17 protein-coding genes are annotated in these 20,364 nt (G+C 69.2%); 13 read left to right on the top strand and 4 right to left on the bottom strand.

The features are described 5' to 3' along the window. Window positions 1-41: 41 nt before the first annotated feature. The 8 genes from ACWDTS_RS16355 (at window position 42) to dapB (ending at window position 12,957) form a co-directional block, all read left to right on the top strand. Window positions 42-2,315: a polyribonucleotide nucleotidyltransferase gene (locus ACWDTS_RS16355; protein WP_450118610.1), complete on the top strand. Its 2,274-nt coding sequence runs from the start codon at window positions 42-44 to the stop codon at window positions 2,313-2,315. Between the two features lie 288 nt (window positions 2,316-2,603). Beyond that, the gene (locus ACWDTS_RS16350) at window positions 2,604-3,821 is read left to right on the top strand and encodes a nitrate/nitrite transporter (RefSeq protein WP_450118609.1); all 1,218 of its coding nucleotides are present in this window, start codon (window positions 2,604-2,606) and stop codon (window positions 3,819-3,821) included. Window positions 3,822-3,845: 24 nt separating this feature from the next. Next, window positions 3,846-7,538: a nitrate reductase subunit alpha gene (locus tag ACWDTS_RS16345; protein ID WP_450118608.1), complete on the top strand. Its 3,693-nt coding sequence runs from the start codon at window positions 3,846-3,848 to the stop codon at window positions 7,536-7,538. Between the two features lie 45 nt (window positions 7,539-7,583). Beyond that, the gene (narH, locus tag ACWDTS_RS16340; RefSeq protein WP_197250604.1) at window positions 7,584-9,260 is read left to right on the top strand and encodes a nitrate reductase subunit beta; all 1,677 of its coding nucleotides are present in this window, start codon (window positions 7,584-7,586) and stop codon (window positions 9,258-9,260) included. Next, window positions 9,260-9,928, top strand: coding sequence for a nitrate reductase molybdenum cofactor assembly chaperone (gene narJ, locus ACWDTS_RS16335; protein WP_197250605.1), 669 nt, complete (start codon window positions 9,260-9,262; stop codon window positions 9,926-9,928). Before narH ends, narJ begins: the two co-directional genes overlap by 1 nt. A 1-nt stretch (window position 9,929) precedes the next feature. Beyond that, entirely contained in the window at window positions 9,930-10,661 is a 732-nt protein-coding gene (narI, locus tag ACWDTS_RS16330; RefSeq protein ID WP_197250606.1) for a respiratory nitrate reductase subunit gamma, read from the top strand. Window positions 10,662-10,774: 113 nt separating this feature from the next. Continuing rightward, window positions 10,775-12,118 (top strand): M16 family metallopeptidase, encoded by a 1,344-nt coding sequence (locus tag ACWDTS_RS16325; RefSeq protein ID WP_197250607.1) that lies wholly within the window; start codon window positions 10,775-10,777, stop codon window positions 12,116-12,118. Window positions 12,119-12,201: 83 nt separating this feature from the next. Next, the gene (gene dapB, locus ACWDTS_RS16320) at window positions 12,202-12,957 is read left to right on the top strand and encodes a 4-hydroxy-tetrahydrodipicolinate reductase (protein ID WP_197250615.1); all 756 of its coding nucleotides are present in this window, start codon (window positions 12,202-12,204) and stop codon (window positions 12,955-12,957) included. 30 nt (window positions 12,958-12,987) lie between these two features. On the opposite strand, the gene ACWDTS_RS16315 is transcribed toward dapB, so the two are convergent. After that, a complete protein-coding gene (locus ACWDTS_RS16315; RefSeq protein ID WP_450118607.1) occupies window positions 12,988-13,767 on the bottom strand; it encodes a class I SAM-dependent methyltransferase in 780 nt (259 codons plus the stop codon). Window positions 13,768-13,880: 113 nt separating this feature from the next. Between ACWDTS_RS16315 and ACWDTS_RS16310 the strand changes: the two genes are divergently transcribed. Further along, complete coding sequence (locus tag ACWDTS_RS16310) at window positions 13,881-14,357, top strand: tetratricopeptide repeat protein (RefSeq protein ID WP_197250609.1); 477 nt, start codon at window positions 13,881-13,883, stop codon at window positions 14,355-14,357. Window positions 14,358-14,367: 10 nt separating this feature from the next. Beyond that, complete coding sequence (locus tag ACWDTS_RS16305) at window positions 14,368-14,853, top strand: flavodoxin family protein (RefSeq protein ID WP_197250610.1); 486 nt, start codon at window positions 14,368-14,370, stop codon at window positions 14,851-14,853. 58 nt (window positions 14,854-14,911) lie between these two features. Here ACWDTS_RS16305 and ACWDTS_RS16300 read toward each other — a convergent pair whose 3' ends face one another. From ACWDTS_RS16300 to ACWDTS_RS16290, 3 genes are read right to left on the bottom strand one after another with little or no spacing between them, the layout of a single operon-like run. Continuing rightward, window positions 14,912-15,475, bottom strand: coding sequence for a DUF3105 domain-containing protein (locus ACWDTS_RS16300; RefSeq protein ID WP_450118628.1), 564 nt, complete (start codon window positions 15,473-15,475; stop codon window positions 14,912-14,914). Between the two features lie 47 nt (window positions 15,476-15,522). Beyond that, window positions 15,523-15,960 carry an SRPBCC family protein gene (locus ACWDTS_RS16295; RefSeq protein WP_197250611.1) on the bottom strand — a complete coding sequence of 146 codons (438 nt, stop codon included), beginning with the start codon at window positions 15,958-15,960 and terminating at the stop codon, window positions 15,523-15,525. Window positions 15,961-16,020: 60 nt separating this feature from the next. Continuing rightward, entirely contained in the window at window positions 16,021-16,611 is a 591-nt protein-coding gene (locus ACWDTS_RS16290; protein WP_197250612.1) for a toxin-antitoxin system HicB family antitoxin, read from the bottom strand. Between the two features lie 130 nt (window positions 16,612-16,741). Here ACWDTS_RS16290 and thyX point away from each other — a divergent pair, with 130 nt between their 5' ends. The 3 genes from thyX to ACWDTS_RS16275 all read left to right on the top strand — a co-directional run bounded on the left by thyX (window position 16,742) and on the right by ACWDTS_RS16275 (window position 20,283). Then, window positions 16,742-17,497, top strand: a complete 756-nt coding sequence (thyX, locus tag ACWDTS_RS16285) for an FAD-dependent thymidylate synthase (RefSeq protein ID WP_248676316.1) — start codon at window positions 16,742-16,744, stop codon at window positions 17,495-17,497. A gap of 63 nt (window positions 17,498-17,560) precedes the next feature. Continuing rightward, complete coding sequence (gene dapA / locus ACWDTS_RS16280; RefSeq protein ID WP_248676315.1) at window positions 17,561-18,469, top strand: 4-hydroxy-tetrahydrodipicolinate synthase; 909 nt, start codon at window positions 17,561-17,563, stop codon at window positions 18,467-18,469. Beyond that, the gene (locus ACWDTS_RS16275) at window positions 18,466-20,283 is read left to right on the top strand and encodes a ribonuclease J (RefSeq protein WP_450110246.1); all 1,818 of its coding nucleotides are present in this window, start codon (window positions 18,466-18,468) and stop codon (window positions 20,281-20,283) included. Before dapA ends, ACWDTS_RS16275 begins: the two co-directional genes overlap by 4 nt. Window positions 20,284-20,364 lie beyond the last annotated feature (81 nt).

The raw sequence follows: 20,364 nt of genomic DNA, 5'->3' as shown, positions 1-20,364 counted from the left end.
GCGGGTACGGCGAAGACGAAGAGGGAAGAGAAGACACAGAGATGACCAGCACCACTGCAGTCGAGGTCGACGAGGGCGTGTTCGAGACCGCCGCGACCATCGACAACGGGGCCTTCGGCACCCGCACCATTCGTTTCGAGACCGGCCGCCTCGCGCAGCAGGCCGCCGGTTCCGTCGTCGCCTACCTGGACGACGAGACCATGCTGCTGTCGGCCACCAGCGCCTCCAAGCAGCCCAAGGAGCACTTCGACTTCTTCCCGCTGACGGTGGACGTCGAGGAGCGCATGTACGCCGCGGGCCGCATCCCCGGCTCGTTCTTCCGTCGTGAGGGCCGCCCCTCCACCGACGCCATCCTGACCTGCCGCCTCATCGACCGTCCGCTGCGCCCGTCGTTCGTCGACGGCCTCCGCAACGAGATCCAGGTCGTCGTGACGGTGCTGAGCCTGAACCCGAACGACCTGTACGACGTCGTCGCGATCAACGCCGCGTCCGCGTCCACCCAGATCGCGGGCCTGCCGTTCTCCGGCCCGGTCGGTGGCGTGCGCATCGCGCTGATCACCTCGGACGAGAACAAGACCGGCCAGTGGGTCGCGTTCCCGACCGTCGAGCAGCTCGAGAACGCCGTGTTCGACATGGTCGTCGCGGGCCGCATCGTCGCCGGTGGCGACAACCCGGACACCGCCGACGTCGCGATCATGATGGTCGAGGCCGAGGCCACCGAGAACGTCATCGCACTGATCGACGGTGGCGCGCAGGCTCCGACCGAGGCGATCGTGGCGCAGGGCCTCGAGGCCGCCAAGCCGTTCATCGCCCGCCTGTGCATCGCGCAGCAGCAGCTCGCCGCCGCCGCCGCGAAGCCCACCGGGGAGTTCCCGCTGTTCCCGGCGTACGAGTCCGACGTGTACGCCGCCGTCGAAGCCGCCGCGTCGGAGAAGCTCGCCGAGGCGCTGACCATCGCCGGCAAGCAGGAGCGCGACGACCGCACCGACGAGATCAAGGTCGAGATCCTCGAGCAGGTCGCCCCGAGCTTCGAGGGTCGCGAGAAGGAGATCGGCGCGGCGTTCCGCTCGCTGACCAAGAAGCTGGTCCGCCAGCGCATCCTGCGCGACCAGTTCCGCATCGACGGCCGCGGCATCACCGACATCCGCGCGCTCTCGGCCGAGGTCGCGGTCGTCCCCCGCGCCCACGGTTCGGCACTGTTCGAGCGCGGCGAGACCCAGATCATGGGTGTCACCACCCTGGACATGATCAAGATGGCGCAGCAGGTCGACTCGCTCGGTCCCGAGACCAGCAAGCGTTACATGCACCACTACAACTTCCCGCCCTACTCGACCGGTGAGACCGGCCGCGTCGGTTCGCCGAAGCGTCGCGAGATCGGCCACGGCGCTCTCGCCGAGCGCGCCCTCGTGCCGGTGCTGCCGAGCCAGGAGGAGTTCCCGTACGCGATCCGTCAGGTGTCCGAGGCTCTCGGCTCCAACGGTTCGACGTCGATGGGCTCGGTGTGTGCCTCCACGCTGTCGCTGCTCAATGCCGGTGTGCCGCTGAAGGCCCCGGTCGCGGGCATCGCGATGGGCCTGGTCTCCGACGAGGTCGACGGTGAGACCCGCTACGTGGCGCTGACCGACATCCTCGGTGCCGAGGACGCGTTCGGCGACATGGACTTCAAGGTCGCCGGCACCAAGGACTTCGTGACCGCCCTGCAGCTCGACACCAAGCTCGACGGCATTCCGTCGCAGGTGCTGGCGGGTGCGCTCTCGCAGGCCCACGACGCTCGCGCCACGATCCTCGAGGTCATGGCCGAGGCCATCGACACGCCGGACGAGATGAGCCCGTTCGCGCCGCGCATCACCACCATCAAGGTTCCGGTGGACAAGATCGGCGAGGTCATCGGCCCCAAGGGCAAGATGATCAACTCGATCACCGAGGAGACCGGCGCCAACATCTCCATCGAGGACGACGGCACCGTCTACGTCGGTGCGGCGGACGGCCCGTCCGCGCAGGCCGCGATCGACAAGATCAACGCCATCGCCAACCCGCAGCTCCCGAAGGTGGGCGAGCGTTTCCTCGGCACCGTGGTCAAGACCACGGCGTTCGGCGCGTTCGTCTCGCTGCTCCCGGGCCGCGACGGTCTGGTGCACATCAGCAAGCTGGGCAACGGCAAGCGCATCGCCAAGGTCGAGGACGTCGTGAACGTCGGCTCGAAGATCCGCGTCGAGATCGCCGACATCGACAACCGCGGCAAGATCAGCCTGGTTCCGGTCGAGGACGACGCGGCTGCCGCGCCGGCCGAGGGCGCCGAGAACGCGGAGGGCTGATCGTCCCTCGCACGGTGTGATACCACACGGTTCGAAAGACCCGCCCCGGAAGGACTCAAGTCCTTCCGGGGCGGGTTTCTTTGTACCCGGGGATTGTTCGGACTGCTGTCCCGAATCCCTAGGGTATTTGTACTATGTTGTGCTGCAACGTAATTCGCAATCATAAGCCGGTATTCGTCCGTGCGGAAGGGGTTGCGGGAAACCGGTTCGGAATTCACAATCCGAGGGCCCTGTAACTTTTCCCCCAAAATTGCGCCAAGATCACCCCAGGGTGGTTTCGTAGGTGACGTGAACACGGCAACGACGCCGGGTGCCGGCACGGGACGGGGTTTCAACCTCGCCCTCGCCACCTGGGTATCAGCGATCAACTTCTGGGCCTGGAACATGATCGGCCCGCTGTCCACCACCTATGCGGGCGACCTGTCGCTCAGCAGCACGCAGGCGTCGCTGCTGGTCGCGACCCCGATCCTGGTCGGCGCGCTCGGCCGGATCGTCGTCGGATCGCTCACCGATCGCTTCGGCGGCCGGATCATGTTCATCGCGATCTCGCTGGCGTCGATCCTGCCGGTGCTCGCGGTCGGCATCGCGGGCGCCGCCGGTTCGTATCCGCTGCTGCTGGTCTTCGGGTTCTTCCTCGGCATCGCGGGCACGATCTTCGCCGTCGGTATCCCGTTCGCGAACGCCTGGTACGAACCGGCCCGCCGCGGCTTCGCGACCGGGGTGTTCGGTGCCGGCATGGTCGGCACCGCGCTCTCGGCGTTCTTCACGCCGCGCTTCGTGAACTGGTTCGGCCTCCTGGCCACCCACGTCATCATCGCGGTCGCGCTCGCGGTCACCGCGGTCGTGTGCATCCTGACGATGCGCAACTCGCCCGATTTCGCTCCCAACACCGATCCGGTGGTGCCGAAGCTGACCGCAGCCCTCAAGCTCGGGGTCACCTGGGAGATGTCGTTCCTGTACGCGATCGTCTTCGGCGGCTTCGTCGCCTTCAGCAACTACCTGCCGACCTACATCAAGACGATCTACGACTTCTCCGCCGTCGACGCGGGCGCGCGCACCGCCGCGTTCGCGCTGGCCGCGGTGATCGCCCGGCCGTTCGGCGGCGCGCTCTCGGACCGCATCCCGCCGAAGTACGTGGTGCTCGCGTCCCTCGCCGGCACCGCCGTGACGGCGTTCGTCGCGATCTTCCAGCCGCCGCCGGACGTCTGGTCGGCCACGACGTTCATCCTGCTCGCGCTGTTCCTCGGCGTCGGTACCGGTGGTGTGTTCGCCTGGGTCGCCCGCCGTTCGCCCGCCAGCTCGGTCGGATCGGTCACCGGCATCGTCGCCGCGGCCGGCGGCCTCGGCGGCTACTTCCCGCCGCTGGTGATGGGTGCGACCTACGACAGCGTCGACAACGACTACACGATCGGTCTGCTGCTCCTGGTGGCCACCGCGCTGATCGCCCTGGCCTACACCGCGCTGCGGCTCCACGCCCACGAACCTGCGCGCGATCCCGCCGCCTGACGACCACCTCCGGAAGGAACCACTGTGAACGCTCCCCACATCGGCGGTCCCGTCGAAGAACTGCTGCAGCGCAGCGGACGATTCTTCACCCCGGGTGAGATCTCGGACGACGGCCGCACCGTGACCCGCCAGGGCGGCCGCGAAGGCGACGTCTTCTACCGCGATCGCTGGAGCCACGACAAGGTGGTGCGCTCGACGCACGGCGTCAACTGCACCGGTTCGTGCTCGTGGAAGATCTACGTCAAGGACGGCATCATCACCTGGGAGACCCAGCAGACCGACTACCCGTCGGTCGGCCCGGACCGCCCCGAGTACGAGCCGCGCGGCTGCCCCCGCGGTGCCGCGTTCTCCTGGTACACCTATTCGCCGACGCGGGTGCGCTATCCCTACGCCCGCGGTGTGCTCGTGGAGATGTACCGCGAAGCCAAGGCCCGTCTCGGCGACCCGGTCCTCGCGTGGGCGGACATCCAGTCCGATCCCGAACGGCGCCGCCGCTACCAGCGGGCACGCGGCAAGGGCGGGCTGGTGCGGGTGAGCTGGGCCGAGGCCACCGAGATGATCGCCGCCGCCCACGTCCACACCATCAAGGAGTACGGCCCGGACCGGGTCGCCGGTTTCTCGCCGATTCCCGCGATGTCGATGGTGTCGTTCGCCGCCGGCTCCCGGTTCGTCGAACTGCTCGGCGGTGTGATGACCTCGTTCTACGACTGGTACGCCGACCTGCCGGTCGCCTCGCCGCAGGTGTTCGGCGACCAGACCGACGTGCCCGAGTCGGGGGACTGGTGGGACGCGGCCTATCTCATGATGTGGGGATCGAACGTGCCGGTCACCCGCACCCCGGACGCGCACTGGATGGCGGAGGTCCGGTACCGCGGCACCAAGGTCGTCACGGTCAGCCCCGACTACGCCGACAACACCAAGTTCGCCGACGAATGGATGCCGTGCGCGGCGGGCACCGACGGCGCCCTCGCCATGGCCATGGGCCACGTGATCCTCAACGAGTGCTTCGTGCGGGAGCGGGTGCCGTTCTTCGTCGACTACGTGCGGCGCTACACCGACCTGCCGTTCCTGGTGAAGCTCGAGGAACGCGACGGCCGGCTGGTGCCCGGCAAGAACCTCACCGCCGCCGATCTCGGGCACGACGTGGAGAACGCCGCGTTCAAGCCGGTGCTGCTCGACGGCGCCAGCGACGACGTCGCGGTGCCGCACGGGTCGCTCGGGTTCCGGTACGGCGACGACGGGGTCGGCAAGTGGAACCTCGACCTCGGCGATCTCGTGCCGGCGCTGACCGTCGCGCCGCACGACGGCGCGGCGGGGGAGAGCGCCTTGATCCATCTGCCGCGCTTCGACACCCTCGACGGGCACGGCGAGACGCTGCAGCGCGGCGTTCCGGTCCGGCGTGTCGGAGAGCACCGCGTGTGCACGGTGTTCGACCTGATGCTTGCGCAGTACGGTGTGGCGCGCCCCGGTCTGCCCGGCACCTGGCCCACCGGATACGACGATCCGGCCGAGCCCTACACCCCGGCCTGGCAGGAATCGATCACGGGAGTCTCCGCGGCGCAGGCGATCCGCGTCGCGAAGGAGTTCGCGCGCAGCGCCGAGGAATCCGGCGGCCGGTCCATGATCATCATGGGCGCCGGGATCTGCCAGTGGTTCCACGGCGACGCCACCTACCGGGCGGTGCTCGCGCTGCTGCTGCTCACCGGCTCGATGGGCCGCAACGGCGGTGGCTGGGCGCACTACGTCGGGCAGGAGAAGTGCCGCCCGGTCACCGGCTGGGCCGCGATGGCCATGGGCACCGACTGGTCGCGTCCGCCCCGGCAGATGGCCGGAACCTCGTACTGGTACGCGCACACGGACCAGTGGCGCTACGACGGATACCGCGCCGATGCGCTGGCCAGTCCGCTCGGGCGCGGCCGGTTCGCGGGCAAGCACACGATGGACGTGCTGGCCGCCGCGAACGCGATGGGCTGGAGTCCGTTCTTCCCGCAGTTCGACCGGTCGAGCCTCGACGTCGCCGACGACGCCCGCGCCGCCGGCCAGGAGATCCCGGCCTACGTCGCGAGCCAACTCGCGTCGGGTGACCTGAAACTGGCCGTCACCGATCCGGACAACCCGCGGAACTGGCCACGCGTGCTGAGCATCTGGCGCGCGAATCTGCTCGGGTCGTCGAGCAAGGGCAACGAGTACTTCCTGCGGCACCTGCTCGGGACCACCTCCAACGTACAGGCCGAGCCGACCCCGGAGGAGCTGCGGCCGAACGGGGTCGTGTGGCCCGACGACATCCCCGAGGGCAAGCTCGATCTGCTCATGTCGATCGACTTCCGGATGACCTCGACGACGCTGCTGTCCGACGTGGTGCTGCCCGCCGCCACCTGGTACGAGAAGGGGGACCTGTCGAGCACCGACATGCACCCCTACATCCACGCGTTCAGCCCCGCGATCGACCCGCCGTGGGAAACGCGGTCGGACTACGAGGCGTTCGGTGCGATCGCGCGCGCGTTCAGTACGCTCGCGGCACGGCACCTGGGCACCCGCACCGACGTCGTGCTCGGCACACTGCAGCACGACACCCCGGGCGCGATGGCCTATCCCGGTGGTACCGAACACGATTGGCGGACCACCGGTGAGACGCCGGTTCCCGGGAAGACGATGGGCCCGATCGCCGTCGTCGAACGCGACTACGCCGCGATCGCCGACAAGTGGTCGGCGCTCGGCCCGCTCGTCGACACCCTCGGCCTGACCACCAAGGGCATCACCACCCACCCGACCGAGGAGGTCGCCGAACTCGCCGCGAAGTTCGGGGTGATGGATTCCGGTGTCGCGGAGGGGCGTCCGGCGATCACCACCGCCGAGCGCATGGCCGATGTGATCCTCGCGCTGTCCGGCACGTCCAACGGCCGACTCGCCGTCGAGGGATTCCGGGAACTCGAGAAGCGCACCGGACGCCGTCTCGTGCACCTCGCCGAGGGCAGCGAGGAACGGCGCATCACCTACGCCGACACCCAGGCCCGCCCGGTGCCGGTGATCACCAGCCCGGAATGGTCCGGCAGCGAGACCGGTGGCCGCCGCTACGCCCCGTTCACGGTGAACATCGAGGAACTCAAGCCGTTCCACACCCTCACCGGCCGGATGCACTTCTACGTCGACCACGACTGGATCGAGGAGGTCGGCGAGCAGCTGCCCACCTACCGGCCGCCGCTGGACATGACCCGGCTGTTCGGGGAGCCCGCGGTCGGCGAGAGCGGCCGCGACGGCATCGGGCTGAGCGTGCGCTACCTGACACCGCATTCGAAGTGGTCGATCCACTCCGAGTACCAGGACAACCTGTTCATGCTGTCGCTCTCGCGCGGCGGCCCGACGATGTGGATGAGCCCGGTGGACGCGGCGAAGATCTCGGTGAAGGACAACGACTGGGTCGAGGCGGTCAACCGCAACGGTGTGGTGGTGTGCCGGGCGATCGTCTCGCACCGCATGCCGGAGGGCGTCGTGTACGTCTATCACGCGCAGGAACGCACCATCGACACGCCGCTCACCGAGACCACCGGCAACCGCGGCGGCATCCACAATTCGCTGACCCGGTTGCTGATCAAGCCTACGCATCTGGCCGGCGGCTACGCCCAGAACGCCTTCGCGTTCAACTATCTCGGGCCCACCGGCAACCAGCGCGACGAGGTGACCGTGGTGCGGCGCCGGTCGCAGGAGGTGACCTACTGACATGGACGTGATGCACGTGAACGGGTCTCGGGGAGCGAGGAAATCATGAAGGTCATGGCACAGATGGCGATGGTGATGAACCTCGACAAGTGCATCGGATGCCACACCTGTTCGGTCACCTGCAAGCAGGCCTGGACGAACCGGTCCGGTACCGAGTACGTGTGGTTCAACAACGTCGAAACCCGCCCCGGACAAGGCTATCCGCGTACCTACGAGGATCAGGAACGCTGGCGTGGTGGATGGGTCCGAGACCGCAAGGGCCGGCTGCGGCTGCGGGACGGTGGTCGCCTGCACAAGCTGTCCCGCATCTTCTCGAACCCGAAGATGCCGTCCATCGACGACTACTACGAGCCGTGGACCTACGACTACGAGAACCTGACCTCGGCGCCGGCGGGTGAGCACATGCCCGTCGCGCCGCCGCGCAGCCTCATCAGCGGCAAGCCGATGAAGGTGTCGTGGTCGGCGAACTGGGACGACGACCTCGGTGGCTCGCCGGAGATCGTGCCCGACGACCCGATCCTGAAGAAGGTCGGCGAGCAGGTGAAACTCGAACTCGAGCAGACGTTCATGTTCTACCTGCCGCGCATCTGCGAGCACTGCCTCAACCCGTCGTGCGTGTCCTCGTGCCCGTCCGGCGCGATGTACAAGCGCGTCGAGGACGGCATCGTGCTCGTCGATCAGGACCGGTGCCGCGGCTGGCGGATGTGCGTGTCCGGATGCCCGTACAAGAAGGTGTATTTCAACCACAAGACCGGCAAGGCCGAGAAATGCACGTTCTGCTACCCGCGGATCGAGGTGGGCCTGCCGACCGTGTGCTCGGAGACCTGCGTCGGCCGCCTGCGGTACCTCGGGCTGGTGCTCTACGACGTCGACCGGGTCCTCGAGGCCGCCTCGGTCGAGGACGAGACCGAGCTGTACGAAGCGCAGCGCAGCCTCATCCTGGACCCGCACGATCCGGAGGTGATCGCCGGTGCCCGCGCCGAGGGCATCTCCGACGAATGGATCGAGGCGGCACAGCGGTCGCCGGTGTACACGCTGATCCACACGTACAAGGTCGCGCTGCCGCTGCATCCGGAATACCGCACCATGCCGATGGTCTGGTACATCCCGCCGCTGTCGCCGGTGGTCGACGCCGTCAGCCGCGACGGGCACGACGGTGAGGACCTGGGCAACCTGTTCGGTGCGCTCGAAGCGCTGCGCATCCCGCTGCAGTACCTCGCGGAACTGTTCACCGCCGGTGACGTCGCACCCGTCGAGGCGGTCCTGCGCCGGCTCGCCGCGATGCGCTCGTACATGCGCGACATCAACCTCGGCCGCGAGACGCAGCCGCACATCCCCGAGTCGGTCGGCATGACCGAGGAAGAGATCTACGGGATGTACCGGTTGCTGGCGATCGCGAAATACGAAGAGCGGTATGTCATTCCGTCCGCCTACGCGGCCGAGGGGCACCGGCTCGAGGAATCGGTCACCGACTGCGCGCTGTCGTTCGAGGGGGGACCGGGCATGTACGAGTCCGGGCCGTTCGGCGAGGTCAGCGGCACTCCCGTGCCGGTGGCCGTCGAGACCTTCCACGCGCTGAAGCAACGGCAGACGAGCGAGGGCATGGCCGCCAACGCCAGTCGCCCGTCGCGGGTCAACCTGCTCAACTGGGACGGAAAGGGCGTGCCCGAGGGCATGTTCCCCGGTGCGCACCGCGCCGGCGGGCCGGAGGGAGACCGGTGATGAGACTGTTGTCGCGAGCCCGGTCCGCCCCGGCGGGGCCGACCCTGCAGGACCGGCTGGTGTGGCAGGCCGCGTCGCTGCTGCTCGCCTACCCGGACGAGGCACTGCCGCAGCGCCTCGACACGATCGAGCAGTTGCGCGCCCACGTGACCGGCCGTGCCGCCGATCTGCTCGGCCGCACTGCCGCCTGGCTGCGCGAGTCCGACCCGGTGGACGCCGCGACCACCTACGTCGACGTGTTCGACCTGCGGCGCCGGTCCACGATGTACCTGACGTACTGGACCGGCGGCGACACCCGCAACCGCGGCACCGAGATCCACGCGTTCGCGCAGGTCTACCGGGCCGCGGGCGTCGAACCGCCGGTGGGGGAGACACCCGACCATCTGCCGGTCGTCCTCGAGTTCGCCGCATCCGTCGATCCCGAGGCCGGACGGCGGCTGCTCGTCGAACACCGGGTGCCGATCGACGTGCTGCGCGAGGCATTGACCGAGGCGGGATCGCCCTACGCGCACACCGTCGAAGCGGTGTGCGCGACGCTGCCCCCGGCGACCGACCAGGAACTGCAGCGCGCGGCGCGGCTGGCCCAGGCCGGTCCGCCCGCCGAGGCCATCGGTCTGCAGCCGTTCACCCTGACGGTTCCGCCCCGACGAAACGAAGGAGAGCACTGAGATGTCCGCGGGAGAGATCTTCTGGGATGTCGTGCCGTACGTGACGCTGGCGATCGTGATCGTCGGCACCTGGTGGCGCTACCGCTACGACAAGTTCGGCTGGACCACCCGTTCGTCGCAGCTGTACGAATCCCGACTGCTGCGCATCGCGAGCCCGATGTTCCACTTCGGCATCCTCGTGGTGATCGTCGGTCACATCATCGGGCTGGTGATCCCGCAGTCGTGGACCGATGCGGTCGGGTTGAGTCAGCACGCCTACCACGTTCAGGCGGTCACGCTCGGCTCGATCGCCGGCGTCGCGACGCTCGTGGGCATCATCCTGCTGATCTACCGGCGCCGTACCCGCGGACCGGTGTTCCTCGCGACCACCGCAAACGACAAGCTCATGTACATCGTGTTGGTCGCCGCGATCGTCGCCGGGCTGGCCGCGACGCTGCTCGGTTCCGGCGTGGTCGGCGAGGAGCACAACTACCGCGAGACGGTCTCGCTGTGGTTCCGCTCCATCTGGGTCCTGCAGCCGCGCGGTGATCTCATGGCGGAGGCTCCGCTGTACTTCCACATCCACGTCCTCATCGGGCTCGCGCTGTTCGCGCTGTGGCCGTTCACCCGGCTCGTGCATGCGTTCAGCGCGCCGATCGCCTACCTGTTCCGCCCGTACGTCGTGTACCGCAGCCGGGACGTGGCACGGAAAGGCCAGCTCGTCGGGTCGCAGCCGCGGCGCCGCGGCTGGTGAGATCTCCCCGCCGCAGCCGGTGAGTTCCTCGGTCCTGAGGCGTCGCGTGTAGGGTGTGCTTTTCCCACTTCGTACCCCACGTGCCGATCGCCTCAGGACCGCAGAACACTTCCATGGCTTCCAACCGCCGTACCTCCACCGCCATCTCCGCCGACCACGCCGCAGCCGTCGCGGACTCCGGCGTGCGGCGCACCGTCCTGCCGGGCGGTGTCCGAGTTGTCACCGAGCACGTGCCGGGGGTGCGGTCCGCCGCCGTCGGCATCTGGGTGGGAGTCGGTTCCCGCGACGAACATCCGTCGGTCGCCGGCGCCGCCCACTTCCTCGAGCATCTGCTCTTCAAGGCGACCCCCACCCGCACCGCGCTCGACATCGCCGAACTCGTGGACGGTGTCGGCGGTGAACTCAACGCGTTCACGTCCAAAGAGCACACGTGCTTCTACGCGCACGTCCTCGACGACGATCTGCCGCTCGCCGTCGACGTGGTCGCCGACGTGGTGCTGCGCGGCCGGTGCCGCAGCGCCGACGTCGACGTCGAACGGCAGGTGGTGCTCGAGGAGATCGCCATGCGCGACGACGACCCCGAAGACCTCCTCGGCGACAGCTTCCTCACCGCGCTCTACGGCGACCACCCGATCGGCCGGCCCGTCATCGGCTCCGTCGAGTCGATCGAGTCGATGACCCGCAACCAGCTCCACTCGTTCCACGTCCGCCGCTACACGCCGCACCGGATGGTCGTCGCGGTCGCCGGCAACGTCGACCACGAGCACACCGTCGAGCTGGTGCGCCGCGCCTTCGCCGCCCACATCGACCGCGGGGCCCAGCCGGCGCCGCGCCGGGAGGGAACAGCGCGGCTGCGCACGCCACCGGCGCTGAGCATCACCGACCACGACGGGGAACAGGCGCACCTGTCGCTCGGGGTGCGCGCCTTCGGACGGCACGACGGTCGCCGCTGGGCACTGTCGGTGCTCAACGCCGCGATCGGCGGTGGCCTGAGCTCGCGGCTGTTCCAGGAGGTACGCGAGAAGCGCGGACTGGCCTACTCCGTGTACTCCGGGGTCGACACGTTCGCCGACACCGGCGCGTTCTCGATCTACGCCGGGTGCCAGCCCGAGAACCTCGCCGAGGTCGCGACCGTGATCCGGGAAGTGCTGCGCGACGTCGCCGACCACGGCATCACCGACGCCGAATGCGCGCGGGCGAAGGGATCGATTCGCGGTGGCCTCGTGCTCGGGCTCGAGGACACCGGTGCCCGGATGCACCGGATCGGCCGCAGCGAACTCAGCTACGGCACCCACTGGAGCGTGAGCGAGACCCTCGAGCGCATCGCCGGGGTCACGTCCGACGAGGTGCGCGCGGTCGCCGGGGAACTGCTGAACCGGCCGTTCGCGGCGGCCGTCGTGGGGCCCTACCGCCGCGCCCGGGATCTGCCCGCGTCGGTGCGCGGCATCGTGGGGTGAACCCGCGACCGGTTGCTCGGGTGGGCACCCGGATTGCGTACGCTCTTGTGCGACGGACGTGACGGAAGGGCGTGACGAGACAAGTGAACGCAACAGCTATCCGGGTGGGTGTGCTCGGAGCCAAGGGCAAGGTCGGGCAGGCGATCTGCAAGGGCGTCGAGGACGCGGCCGATCTCGAGCTGGTCGCGACCGTCGACAAGGGCGACAGCATCGAGTCGTTCGTCACGTCGGGCACCCAGGTCGTTGTCGACTTCACCAACCCCGACGTCGTCATGGGCAACCTGGAATTCCTGGTGCGCAACGGCATCCACGCGGTCGTCGGCACCACCGGCTTCGACGAGGAACGCCTCGAGAAGGTGCGCGGCTGGGTTGCCGAGTCGCCCGGAACCGGTGTGCTCATCGCCCCGAACTTCGCGATCGGCGCGGTCCTGTCGATGCGGTTCGCACAGGCCGCCGCGCGATTCTTCGATTCTGTCGAGGTCATCGAACTGCATCACCCGAACAAGGTCGACGCCCCGTCCGGAACGGCCTACCGCACGGCCGCGCTGATCGCCGAAGCCCGCGCCGCCGCGGGTGTGGGTCGCAGCCCGGACGCCACCACCACCGAACTCGAGGGTGCGCGCGGCGCCGACGTCGACGGTGTGCGGGTGCATTCGGTGCGGCTCGCGGGTCTGGTCGCGCACCAGGAGGTCCTGCTCGGCACCCAGGGGGAGACCCTCACCATCCGCCACGATTCGATCGACCGGACCTCGTTCGTGCCGGGCGTACTGCTCGGCGTCCGCGAGATCGGGTCGCGACCGGGACTGACGGTCGGGATCGATCCTCTGCTCGACCTCTGACGGGGACGGGCCGCCACCGGCGGCCCGGTCCTACGTCCATCCGCGGGGAATCGTGGCGCGCGCATACCAGGCGCGGGCGTCGAGGGTGAAGGCGCCCGACGAGGGCAGTTGCTCCCGGCACGCTTCGCGAACAGCCGCTTGCTGCTGCGCGGTCAAGGTCTGCAGGTACTGGCCGGCCGGTCCGACCGCGAACGTGAACGGCTCCCAGAAGTCGTCGAAATCGGCGTAGTCGGCGCGAGCGATCAGCCTGCCGGCGATCACCTCGTCGAGACCGGCGCGGCGGAACCGGTTGGCGATGTCACCCTCGGCCGTCCCGGCCATCGCGCTCTCGCCGACGGCGTCGGGGACGACGCTGCGCACCGCCGACCAGAACACCCGCAGCATCGTCATGCCGTCGGAGGCGATGTCCCACATGCACGCTGCGACGGTGCCGCCGGGACGGGTGACGCGAGCCATCTCGCGCACGCCGCGATCCGGGTCGGACATGAATCCGATCACCAGCGCGGCCGCGGTGACATCGAACGTGTCGTCCGGCCACGGCAGGTCCTCGGCCACGCCCACGCGCACGTCGACTCCGGCGTTCCGCTCCCGGCAGGCCGCCGCGAACTGCGGTGCCGGATCGATCGCGGCGACGTGGTCCGGTCCCACCCGGGACACCATCTCCGCGGTCAAACCGCCGGGGCCGCAACCGACATCGCACACACGAAGCCCGGAGGTCACCCCTGCGGCGTCCGCGAGCGCGGCCGCGAGTGTCGGGGCGTATCGGCCCATGTACCGGTCGTACAGCTCGGCCGGGGCGGCGAATTGCATGAGACCAGTGGACGCTGTCGTCGATGGACCGTCAAGGGCCGGTGGACGTGGGCACGCTCACCCCGGCGGCGTTCGGCCGCGGGTCCCCGAACGCGGCCTGAGACAATCGGCACGTGAAGAACGAACTGACCAAGGTCCTCGTGCCGATCGCGTTCATCGTGGTCGCGCTCGTCTTCTACTTCGTGCTGCTCGGCAAGGTCGGTATCGAACTGGTCGGTTCGGGCGAAGTCGCGGCGATCGGCCTCGGCATCGGCGTGCTCCTGCTGCCGTTCGTCGGCGCGTGGATCGTCTACGCCACGATCCGCGCGGGCCTGCAGCATCAGCACCTCGCGCGCCGCATCCACGAGGAGGGCCTCGAGCTCGACGTCAGCGACCTGCCGCGGATGCCGTCCGGACGCGTCGACCGCGACGCCGCCGACCAGCTGTTCCAGCAGGTCAAGCAGGAATGGGAGGCGGACCCGGACAACTGGCGCAACTCGTACCGGCTGGCCCGCGCGTACGACCACGCCGGTGACCGGCCCCGCGCCCGCGAGACCATGCGCCGCGCGGTGGCGCTCGAGAAGCTCGAACGCGACCGGAACGCGTCGTAGTCTGCACCCTGTGACCGACCCCGCTGCTCCCCAGGATCCGGCCGAGCGCGTCCTGCTCGTCGTCCACCACACGCCGTCGCCGCCCACCCGGGAACTGCTCGAGGCGGTGCTGGCCGGCGCGAACGACCCCGAGATCACCGGGGTGCGGGTGCGTTCGGTCCCGGCTCTCGGGGCGACCGTGCCCGACGTGCTCGCCGCCGACGGCTACGTGTTCGGCACCTCGGCGAACTTCGGCTACATGTCCGGTGCGCTCAAGCACTTCTTCGACACCGTGTACTACCCGTGCCTCGACGCGGTCGCCGGGCGGCCCTATGGGCTGTGGGTGCACGGCAACAACGACACCGCCGGTGCCGTCACGTCGGTGCAGAAGATCGTCACCGGACTGGAACTGACCCAGGCGGCAGCTGTCGTGGAGGTCACCGGCCCGATCGACGCGGCGGTGCGGGAGAAGTGCTACGAACTCGGCGCGACCGTCGCCGTGACCGTCGCGGGATAGTGCGGCTGCGCCGCCCGTGTGCCTTTGTGGCGGCAGGAGCCGCCACAAAGGCACACCGCTACGGGATCGGCTGGAACGGCGGCGGATTCGCGGGATCGAAGTTCGTCGGCAGGGTCACACAGGTCGCGCCCGGCTCCGGGTAGGTGTTCGGATTCAGCCGCAGCGCCTCGATGAACTGATCGATGCGCGGATCGTCGGCGTCCTCGACGAACAGCCGGTGTCCCCACGACTGCAGTGAGATCGGCTGTGCCAGATCGGGATACGGCGACATGAGCATGTAGCTCACGCCGTCGACGCGGGCGGCCAGCAGGTCCACCTGCTCGTCGGAGAGCCGCTCGGGATCGTAGGTGATCCACACCGCGCCGTGCTCGAGCGAGTGCACCGCGTTCTCGCTGCGGATCGGCACCGGGTAGACGATGCCTGTGCACGTCGCCCACGCCGCGTCGTGCGGCCCACCGAACGGCGGGCTGTACTCGTACGGGACCCGCTCCGAGGCTCCCACGTGATCGCCCGCGGGATAGTCGACGATCTCGATTCCCGGGATGTCGACCGACGGATCCGCTACGGTGTCGGCCCCGGAGCCGTTCCCGTCGGACTCGGACCCGCAGCCGGCGAGGGCGATCGCGACGACAGCGCCGACCGCGACCGCGAACGACCTGCGCACCACCGTCAGACCGTCTTCGCGACGAACGCGGCCAGGCCCTTGCTCGCCGTCTCGACGGCCATCTTCTGGGCCTTCTTCACGAGGAACCCGGGCAGCGGAATCTTCGGGTCGATCGTCAGCGAGAACTCGACGCTGGTGCCGTCGGCGGTGGGCGACAGGGCGTACGCGCCGTCCTGCTGCTTCTGCTGGCTGCTCTCGACGAGCGTCCACGACATCGACTCGTTGCCGTTCCACGCATAGTCGACGACCTGCTCGTCGGTGATGCCGATGATCGACACCGTCATGCGGACGCGATGCGGGCGTCCGTCCGGGTGGGTGCTCTCGATCGTCACGGACTTGTGCGCCGAGGACCACTCCGGAAGCCGGTCCACCGCTGCGATGGCGGCCATCACCTGCTCCGGGGTCGCCTTGATCTCCGAGGTGAGGGAACTGCTGACGGCCATCGGGTTTCACTCCTTGTCCCAGGTGCGGTGCGTCGGAAATGTACCGCACCCGAGAGAAGTTCACTCTTCGTCGCGGTCGGCCTCGGGGGAATGTCCGGATTCCTCGGGGCCGGAGTCGGCCGGTTCCGGATCCTTCCGGGCGCCGGCGGCGCCGGATCGGGGCGCGCCGGGGCGACGGGGTGGACTGTACGAGCCCCAGTTGTGGTCGAATCCTGTTCTCTGATAGCGCATCTGGTCGCGCAGTGCGCCCTGCACGGCTTGCGCGACCCAGGAGTTGAGCGAGAGGCCGTTCTGCGCCGCGGCCTCCTCGGCGCGGGCCTTGATCTGCTCGACGAGTCGCAGCGTCACCCGGCTGATGTCGCCGGTGACCTCCTCGAACGTCGGTGGCGGGGTCTCGGATTCCGGTGCCCGACCGTCGTGGACCTCGACGACGGTCTCGCGTCCGTCGAGCCGGACCGTCACGCGCCGGTCCCCGAGCTGGTCGGAAACCTCGGTGGCGAGATCGGAGAGTGCGTCGAGCACGGCGAGCCGCACGGGGGCGGCGATCGCGGTGGCGAGTGCCGCGGCGGTGCGGCGGGTCTGTTCGTCACCGAGTTCCGCCGCGGCGAGCACGGCGTCGGTCACGGCGGCGGTGTAGGTCTCGATGTTCATGACGTCATAGTGACGCCATAAATGACGCCGGTCAAGCATCGTGTTGACATCATCGCGACCTCACCGAGTGCGATCGACGCGGCGCGGCTACCGTCGCACCAGAGGTAGTGAACGAAGGCAGGAGATCGCGATGGCGCCCGAAGCTGTCACACCGAAGGTTCGGCTCGTCGCCCGAACCGAATTCGTCGCGCCCGACGACGTGCCCTGGGAGACCGACGCCGACGGCGGCGAGGCACTCGTCGAATTCGCCGGTCGCGCGTGCTATCAGAGCTGGTCCAAGCCCAATCCCCGCACCGCGACGAACGCCGGCTACATCCGGCACCTCATCGACGTCGGCCACCTGTCCGTTCTCGAACACAGCTCCGCGAGCTTCTACATCACCGGCATCTCGCGGTCGTGCACCCACGAACTGATCCGGCACCGGCACTTCTCCTACTCGCAGCTCTCCCAGCGGTTCGTGCCGGGCGGCGACACGCCGGTCGTGGTGCCGCCGGCGATCGAGGGCGACGAGGAGCTCGAGCGGTTGTTCCTCGCCGCCGCCGAGACCAGCAGGGCGGCCTACACCGAACTGCTCGGCGCTCTCGACGAGAAGCTGTCGCACGTTCCCGCGGGCCCGCTGCGCGCGAAGCGGGTGCGCGAGGCCGCCCGCTCCGTGCTGCCCAATGCCACCGAGACGCGCGTGGTCGTCACCGGCAACTACCGGGCGTGGCGGCACTTCATCGCGATGCGTGCCACCGAACACGCCGACGTCGAAATCCGTCGTCTCGCGGTCGAGTGCCTGCGTCGCCTGCAGGAGGTCGCACCGAACGTCTTCGGTGACTTCGCCGTCACCACACTGCCCGACGGGACCGAGGTCGCGGCCAGCCAGTTCACGACGGAGGGCTGAACAGCGCGACGGGGTGGGCGGGCGTGTGTCGCAGCGCCTTCTGCACGCGGTAGCCTTCTGACCATGACCAACGGTGATTCCGCTTCTGCTGTCGAGCTTCCGTTCGGCACCATCGCCACGGCGATGGTGACCCCGTTCACTGCCGACGGCAAGCTCGACGTCGATGCGGGAGTGCGTCTGGCGACCTACCTGGTCGACGGCGGCTGCGACGCACTGGTTCTCGCCGGTACCACCGGCGAGTCGCCCACCACGACCGAGAACGAGAAGCTCGAACTGATGCGCGCGGTCCTCGCCGCGGTCGGCGACCGGGCGAAGATCATCGCCGGTGCCGGCAGCAACGACACCGCGCACAGCGTCGAGCTCGCGCGCGACGCGGCTCGTGCGGGCGCACACGGCCTGCTCGTGGTCACCCCGTACTACTCGCGGCCCCCGCAGGCGGGCCTCTACGCGCACTTCACGGCCGTCGCCGATGCGACCGACCTGCCCGTGATGCTCTACGACATTCCGCCCCGCTCGGTGGTGCCGATCGAAACCGAGACGCTGCGCCGCCTCGCCGAGCATCCGCGGATCGTCGCGGTCAAGGACGCCAAGGGCGACCTGAACGCCGGTGCCGAGCTCATCGGAACCACCGACCTGAAGTTCTACTCGGGCGACGATCCGCTGAACCTGCCGTGGCTCGCGGTCGGCGCGGTCGGCTTCGTCAGCGTCATCGGCCACCTCGTTCCCGGCCGCCTGCGCGAGCTGCACACCGCGTTCATGAACGGCGACATCGCCCGCGCTCGCGCGATCAACCTCGAACTCGTGCCGATCCTGCGGGCCGTCGCCCGCCTCGGCGGTGTCAGCGCGTCCAAGGCCGGGCTGCGTCTGATGGGCATCGACGTCGGTGAGCCCCGCCTGCCGCAGGTCGCGCCGACCTCCGCGCAGATCGATGCGCTCGCCGCCGACCTCCACGCCGCCGGGGTGCTCTCGTGAGCGGCCCGTCCCGCGGCCGCGGGCGAGCCACCCGGAGCGCAGGCCCGCCCGCCACCCGCCCGCGCCGCACCCCGCAGACCTCTGCGGCGACCCAGCGACCCGACCTGCGTCAGCCGGTCGATCCGACTATGCGTCTGGGCGCACCGCCCAAGGCGCCCGCGAAGGGCCTGAGGGTCGTCGCGCTCGGCGGTATCGGCGAGATCGGCCGCAACATGACGGTCTTCGAGCACCAGGGCAAGATCCTGATCGTCGACTGCGGCGTGCTGTTCCCCGAGGATCAGCAGCCCGGCGTCGACCTGATCCTGCCCGACTTCCGGTACATCGAGAACCGGATGGACGACGTCGAAGCGATCGTGCTGACGCACGGTCACGAAGATCACATCGGCGCGGTGCCGTTCCTGCTGCGTCTGCGCCCCGACATTCCGGTGGTCGGCTCCAAGTTCACGTTGGCGCTGGTCGCGGCGAAATGCCGCGAGCACCGGCAGCGGCCCGTGCTCGTCGAGGTCACCGAGGGGGAGAGCACCACGCACGGCCCCTTCGAGTGCGAGTACTTCGCGGTCAACCACTCGATCCCCGACGCGATCGCCGTCGCGATCCGCACCGACGCCGGTCTCGTCCTGCACACCGGCGACATCAAGCTCGACCAGTTGCCCCTGGACAACCGGCTCACCGACCTGGCCGGGTTCTCGCGACTCGGCGACGAAGGCGTCGACCTGTTCCTCGTCGACTCCACCAATGCCGAGGTGCCGGGTTTCGTCACCCCCGAACGCGAGATCGGCGGCGTGCTCGACGGCGTCATCGGCAAGGCCACCAACCGCGTCATCGTCGCCTCGTTCGCCAGCCACGTCCATCGCATCCAGCAGGTCGTCGACGTCGCCGCCCGGTACAACCGGCGGATCGCGTTCGTCGGCCGCTCGATGGTCCGCAACATGCAGATCGCCCAGGACCTCGGGTACCTGCAGGTGCCCGACGGCCTCGTCGTCGACCTGGACACCGCGGCGAGCCTGCCGGGCAACCGCCTCGTCCTGGTCTCGACGGGATCCCAGGGCGAACCGCTCTCGGCCCTCTCACGCATGGCCCGCGGCGAGCACCGGCAGATCAACATCCGCGCCGACGACCTCGTCGTGCTGGCGTCGTCGCTGATCCCCGGCAACGAGAACTCGGTGTTCGCGGTCGTCAACGGACTCGCCAAGCGCGGCGCGACCGTCGTCACCCAGCAGAACGCGAAGGTCCACGTCTCCGGCCACGCGTCGGCCGGTGAGCTGCTGTACCTGTACAACGCGGTGCGCCCGACCAACGCGATGCCCGTCCACGGCGAATGGCGGCACCTGCGCGCCAACGCGAAGCTCGCCGAAGCCACCGGTGTGCCGCCCGAGCGGATCGTCCTCGCGGAGGACGGTGTCGTCGTCGACATGGTCGACGGTCTCGCCGAGATCGTCGGGCAGATCCCCGTCGGCCACGTGTACGTCGACGGTCTGTCCGTCGGCGACGTCGGCGAATCGACCCTGTCGGACCGGCTCATCCTCGGCGAGGGCGGCTTCATCTCGATCTCGGTCGCCGTCGACTCGGCCACCGGCCGTGCGGTCAGTTCCCCCGAGGTGTCGGGACGCGGATTCTCCGACGACCCCACGGCCCTGTCCGAGGCCGCCCGGCTCGTCGACAAGACGCTCGACGAACTCGCCGCGGAAGGCATCAACGAGACCCACCGCATCGCACAGGCCATCCGGCGTGTGGTCGGGCGCTGGGTGTCCGAGACCTACCGCCGCCGGCCGATGATCGTGCCGACCGTCATCGCGGTGACAGCACCGGAGTGATCTTCGGGCGGCCCGTGTCCACCGACCGCGGGTCGCCCGCCGGGAGCGATGACGGTGTCGGGCGCGCCGTGTACCGTCGGC

The organism is Rhodococcus sp. NPDC003383, from assembly GCF_053589115.1.
Note: the sequence above shows the minus strand (reverse complement) of the source record. Positions and strands in the feature narration are given on the sequence as shown.

Bases quoted from the DNA above. Each gene is read 5' to 3' on its own strand.
- ACWDTS_RS16355 (WP_450118610.1), top strand. From the start codon at position 42: ATGACCAGCACCACTGCAGTCGAGGTCGACGAGGGCGTGTTCGAGACC.
- ACWDTS_RS16290 (WP_197250612.1), bottom strand. From the start codon at position 16,611: ATGAACATCGAGACCTACACCGCCGCCGTGACCGACGCCGTGCTCGCC.
- ACWDTS_RS16325 (WP_197250607.1), top strand. From the start codon at position 10,775: ATGGCTTCCAACCGCCGTACCTCCACCGCCATCTCCGCCGACCACGCC.
- ACWDTS_RS16295 (WP_197250611.1), bottom strand. From the start codon at position 15,960: ATGGCCGTCAGCAGTTCCCTCACCTCGGAGATCAAGGCGACCCCGGAG.
- narJ (WP_197250605.1), top strand. From the start codon at position 9,260: ATGAGACTGTTGTCGCGAGCCCGGTCCGCCCCGGCGGGGCCGACCCTG.
- ACWDTS_RS16315 (WP_450118607.1), bottom strand. From the start codon at position 13,767: ATGCAATTCGCCGCCCCGGCCGAGCTGTACGACCGGTACATGGGCCGA.
- dapA (WP_248676315.1), top strand. From the start codon at position 17,561: ATGACCAACGGTGATTCCGCTTCTGCTGTCGAGCTTCCGTTCGGCACC.
- narH (WP_197250604.1), top strand. From the start codon at position 7,584: ATGAAGGTCATGGCACAGATGGCGATGGTGATGAACCTCGACAAGTGC.
- narI (WP_197250606.1), top strand. From the start codon at position 9,930: ATGTCCGCGGGAGAGATCTTCTGGGATGTCGTGCCGTACGTGACGCTG.
- thyX (WP_248676316.1), top strand. From the start codon at position 16,742: ATGGCGCCCGAAGCTGTCACACCGAAGGTTCGGCTCGTCGCCCGAACC.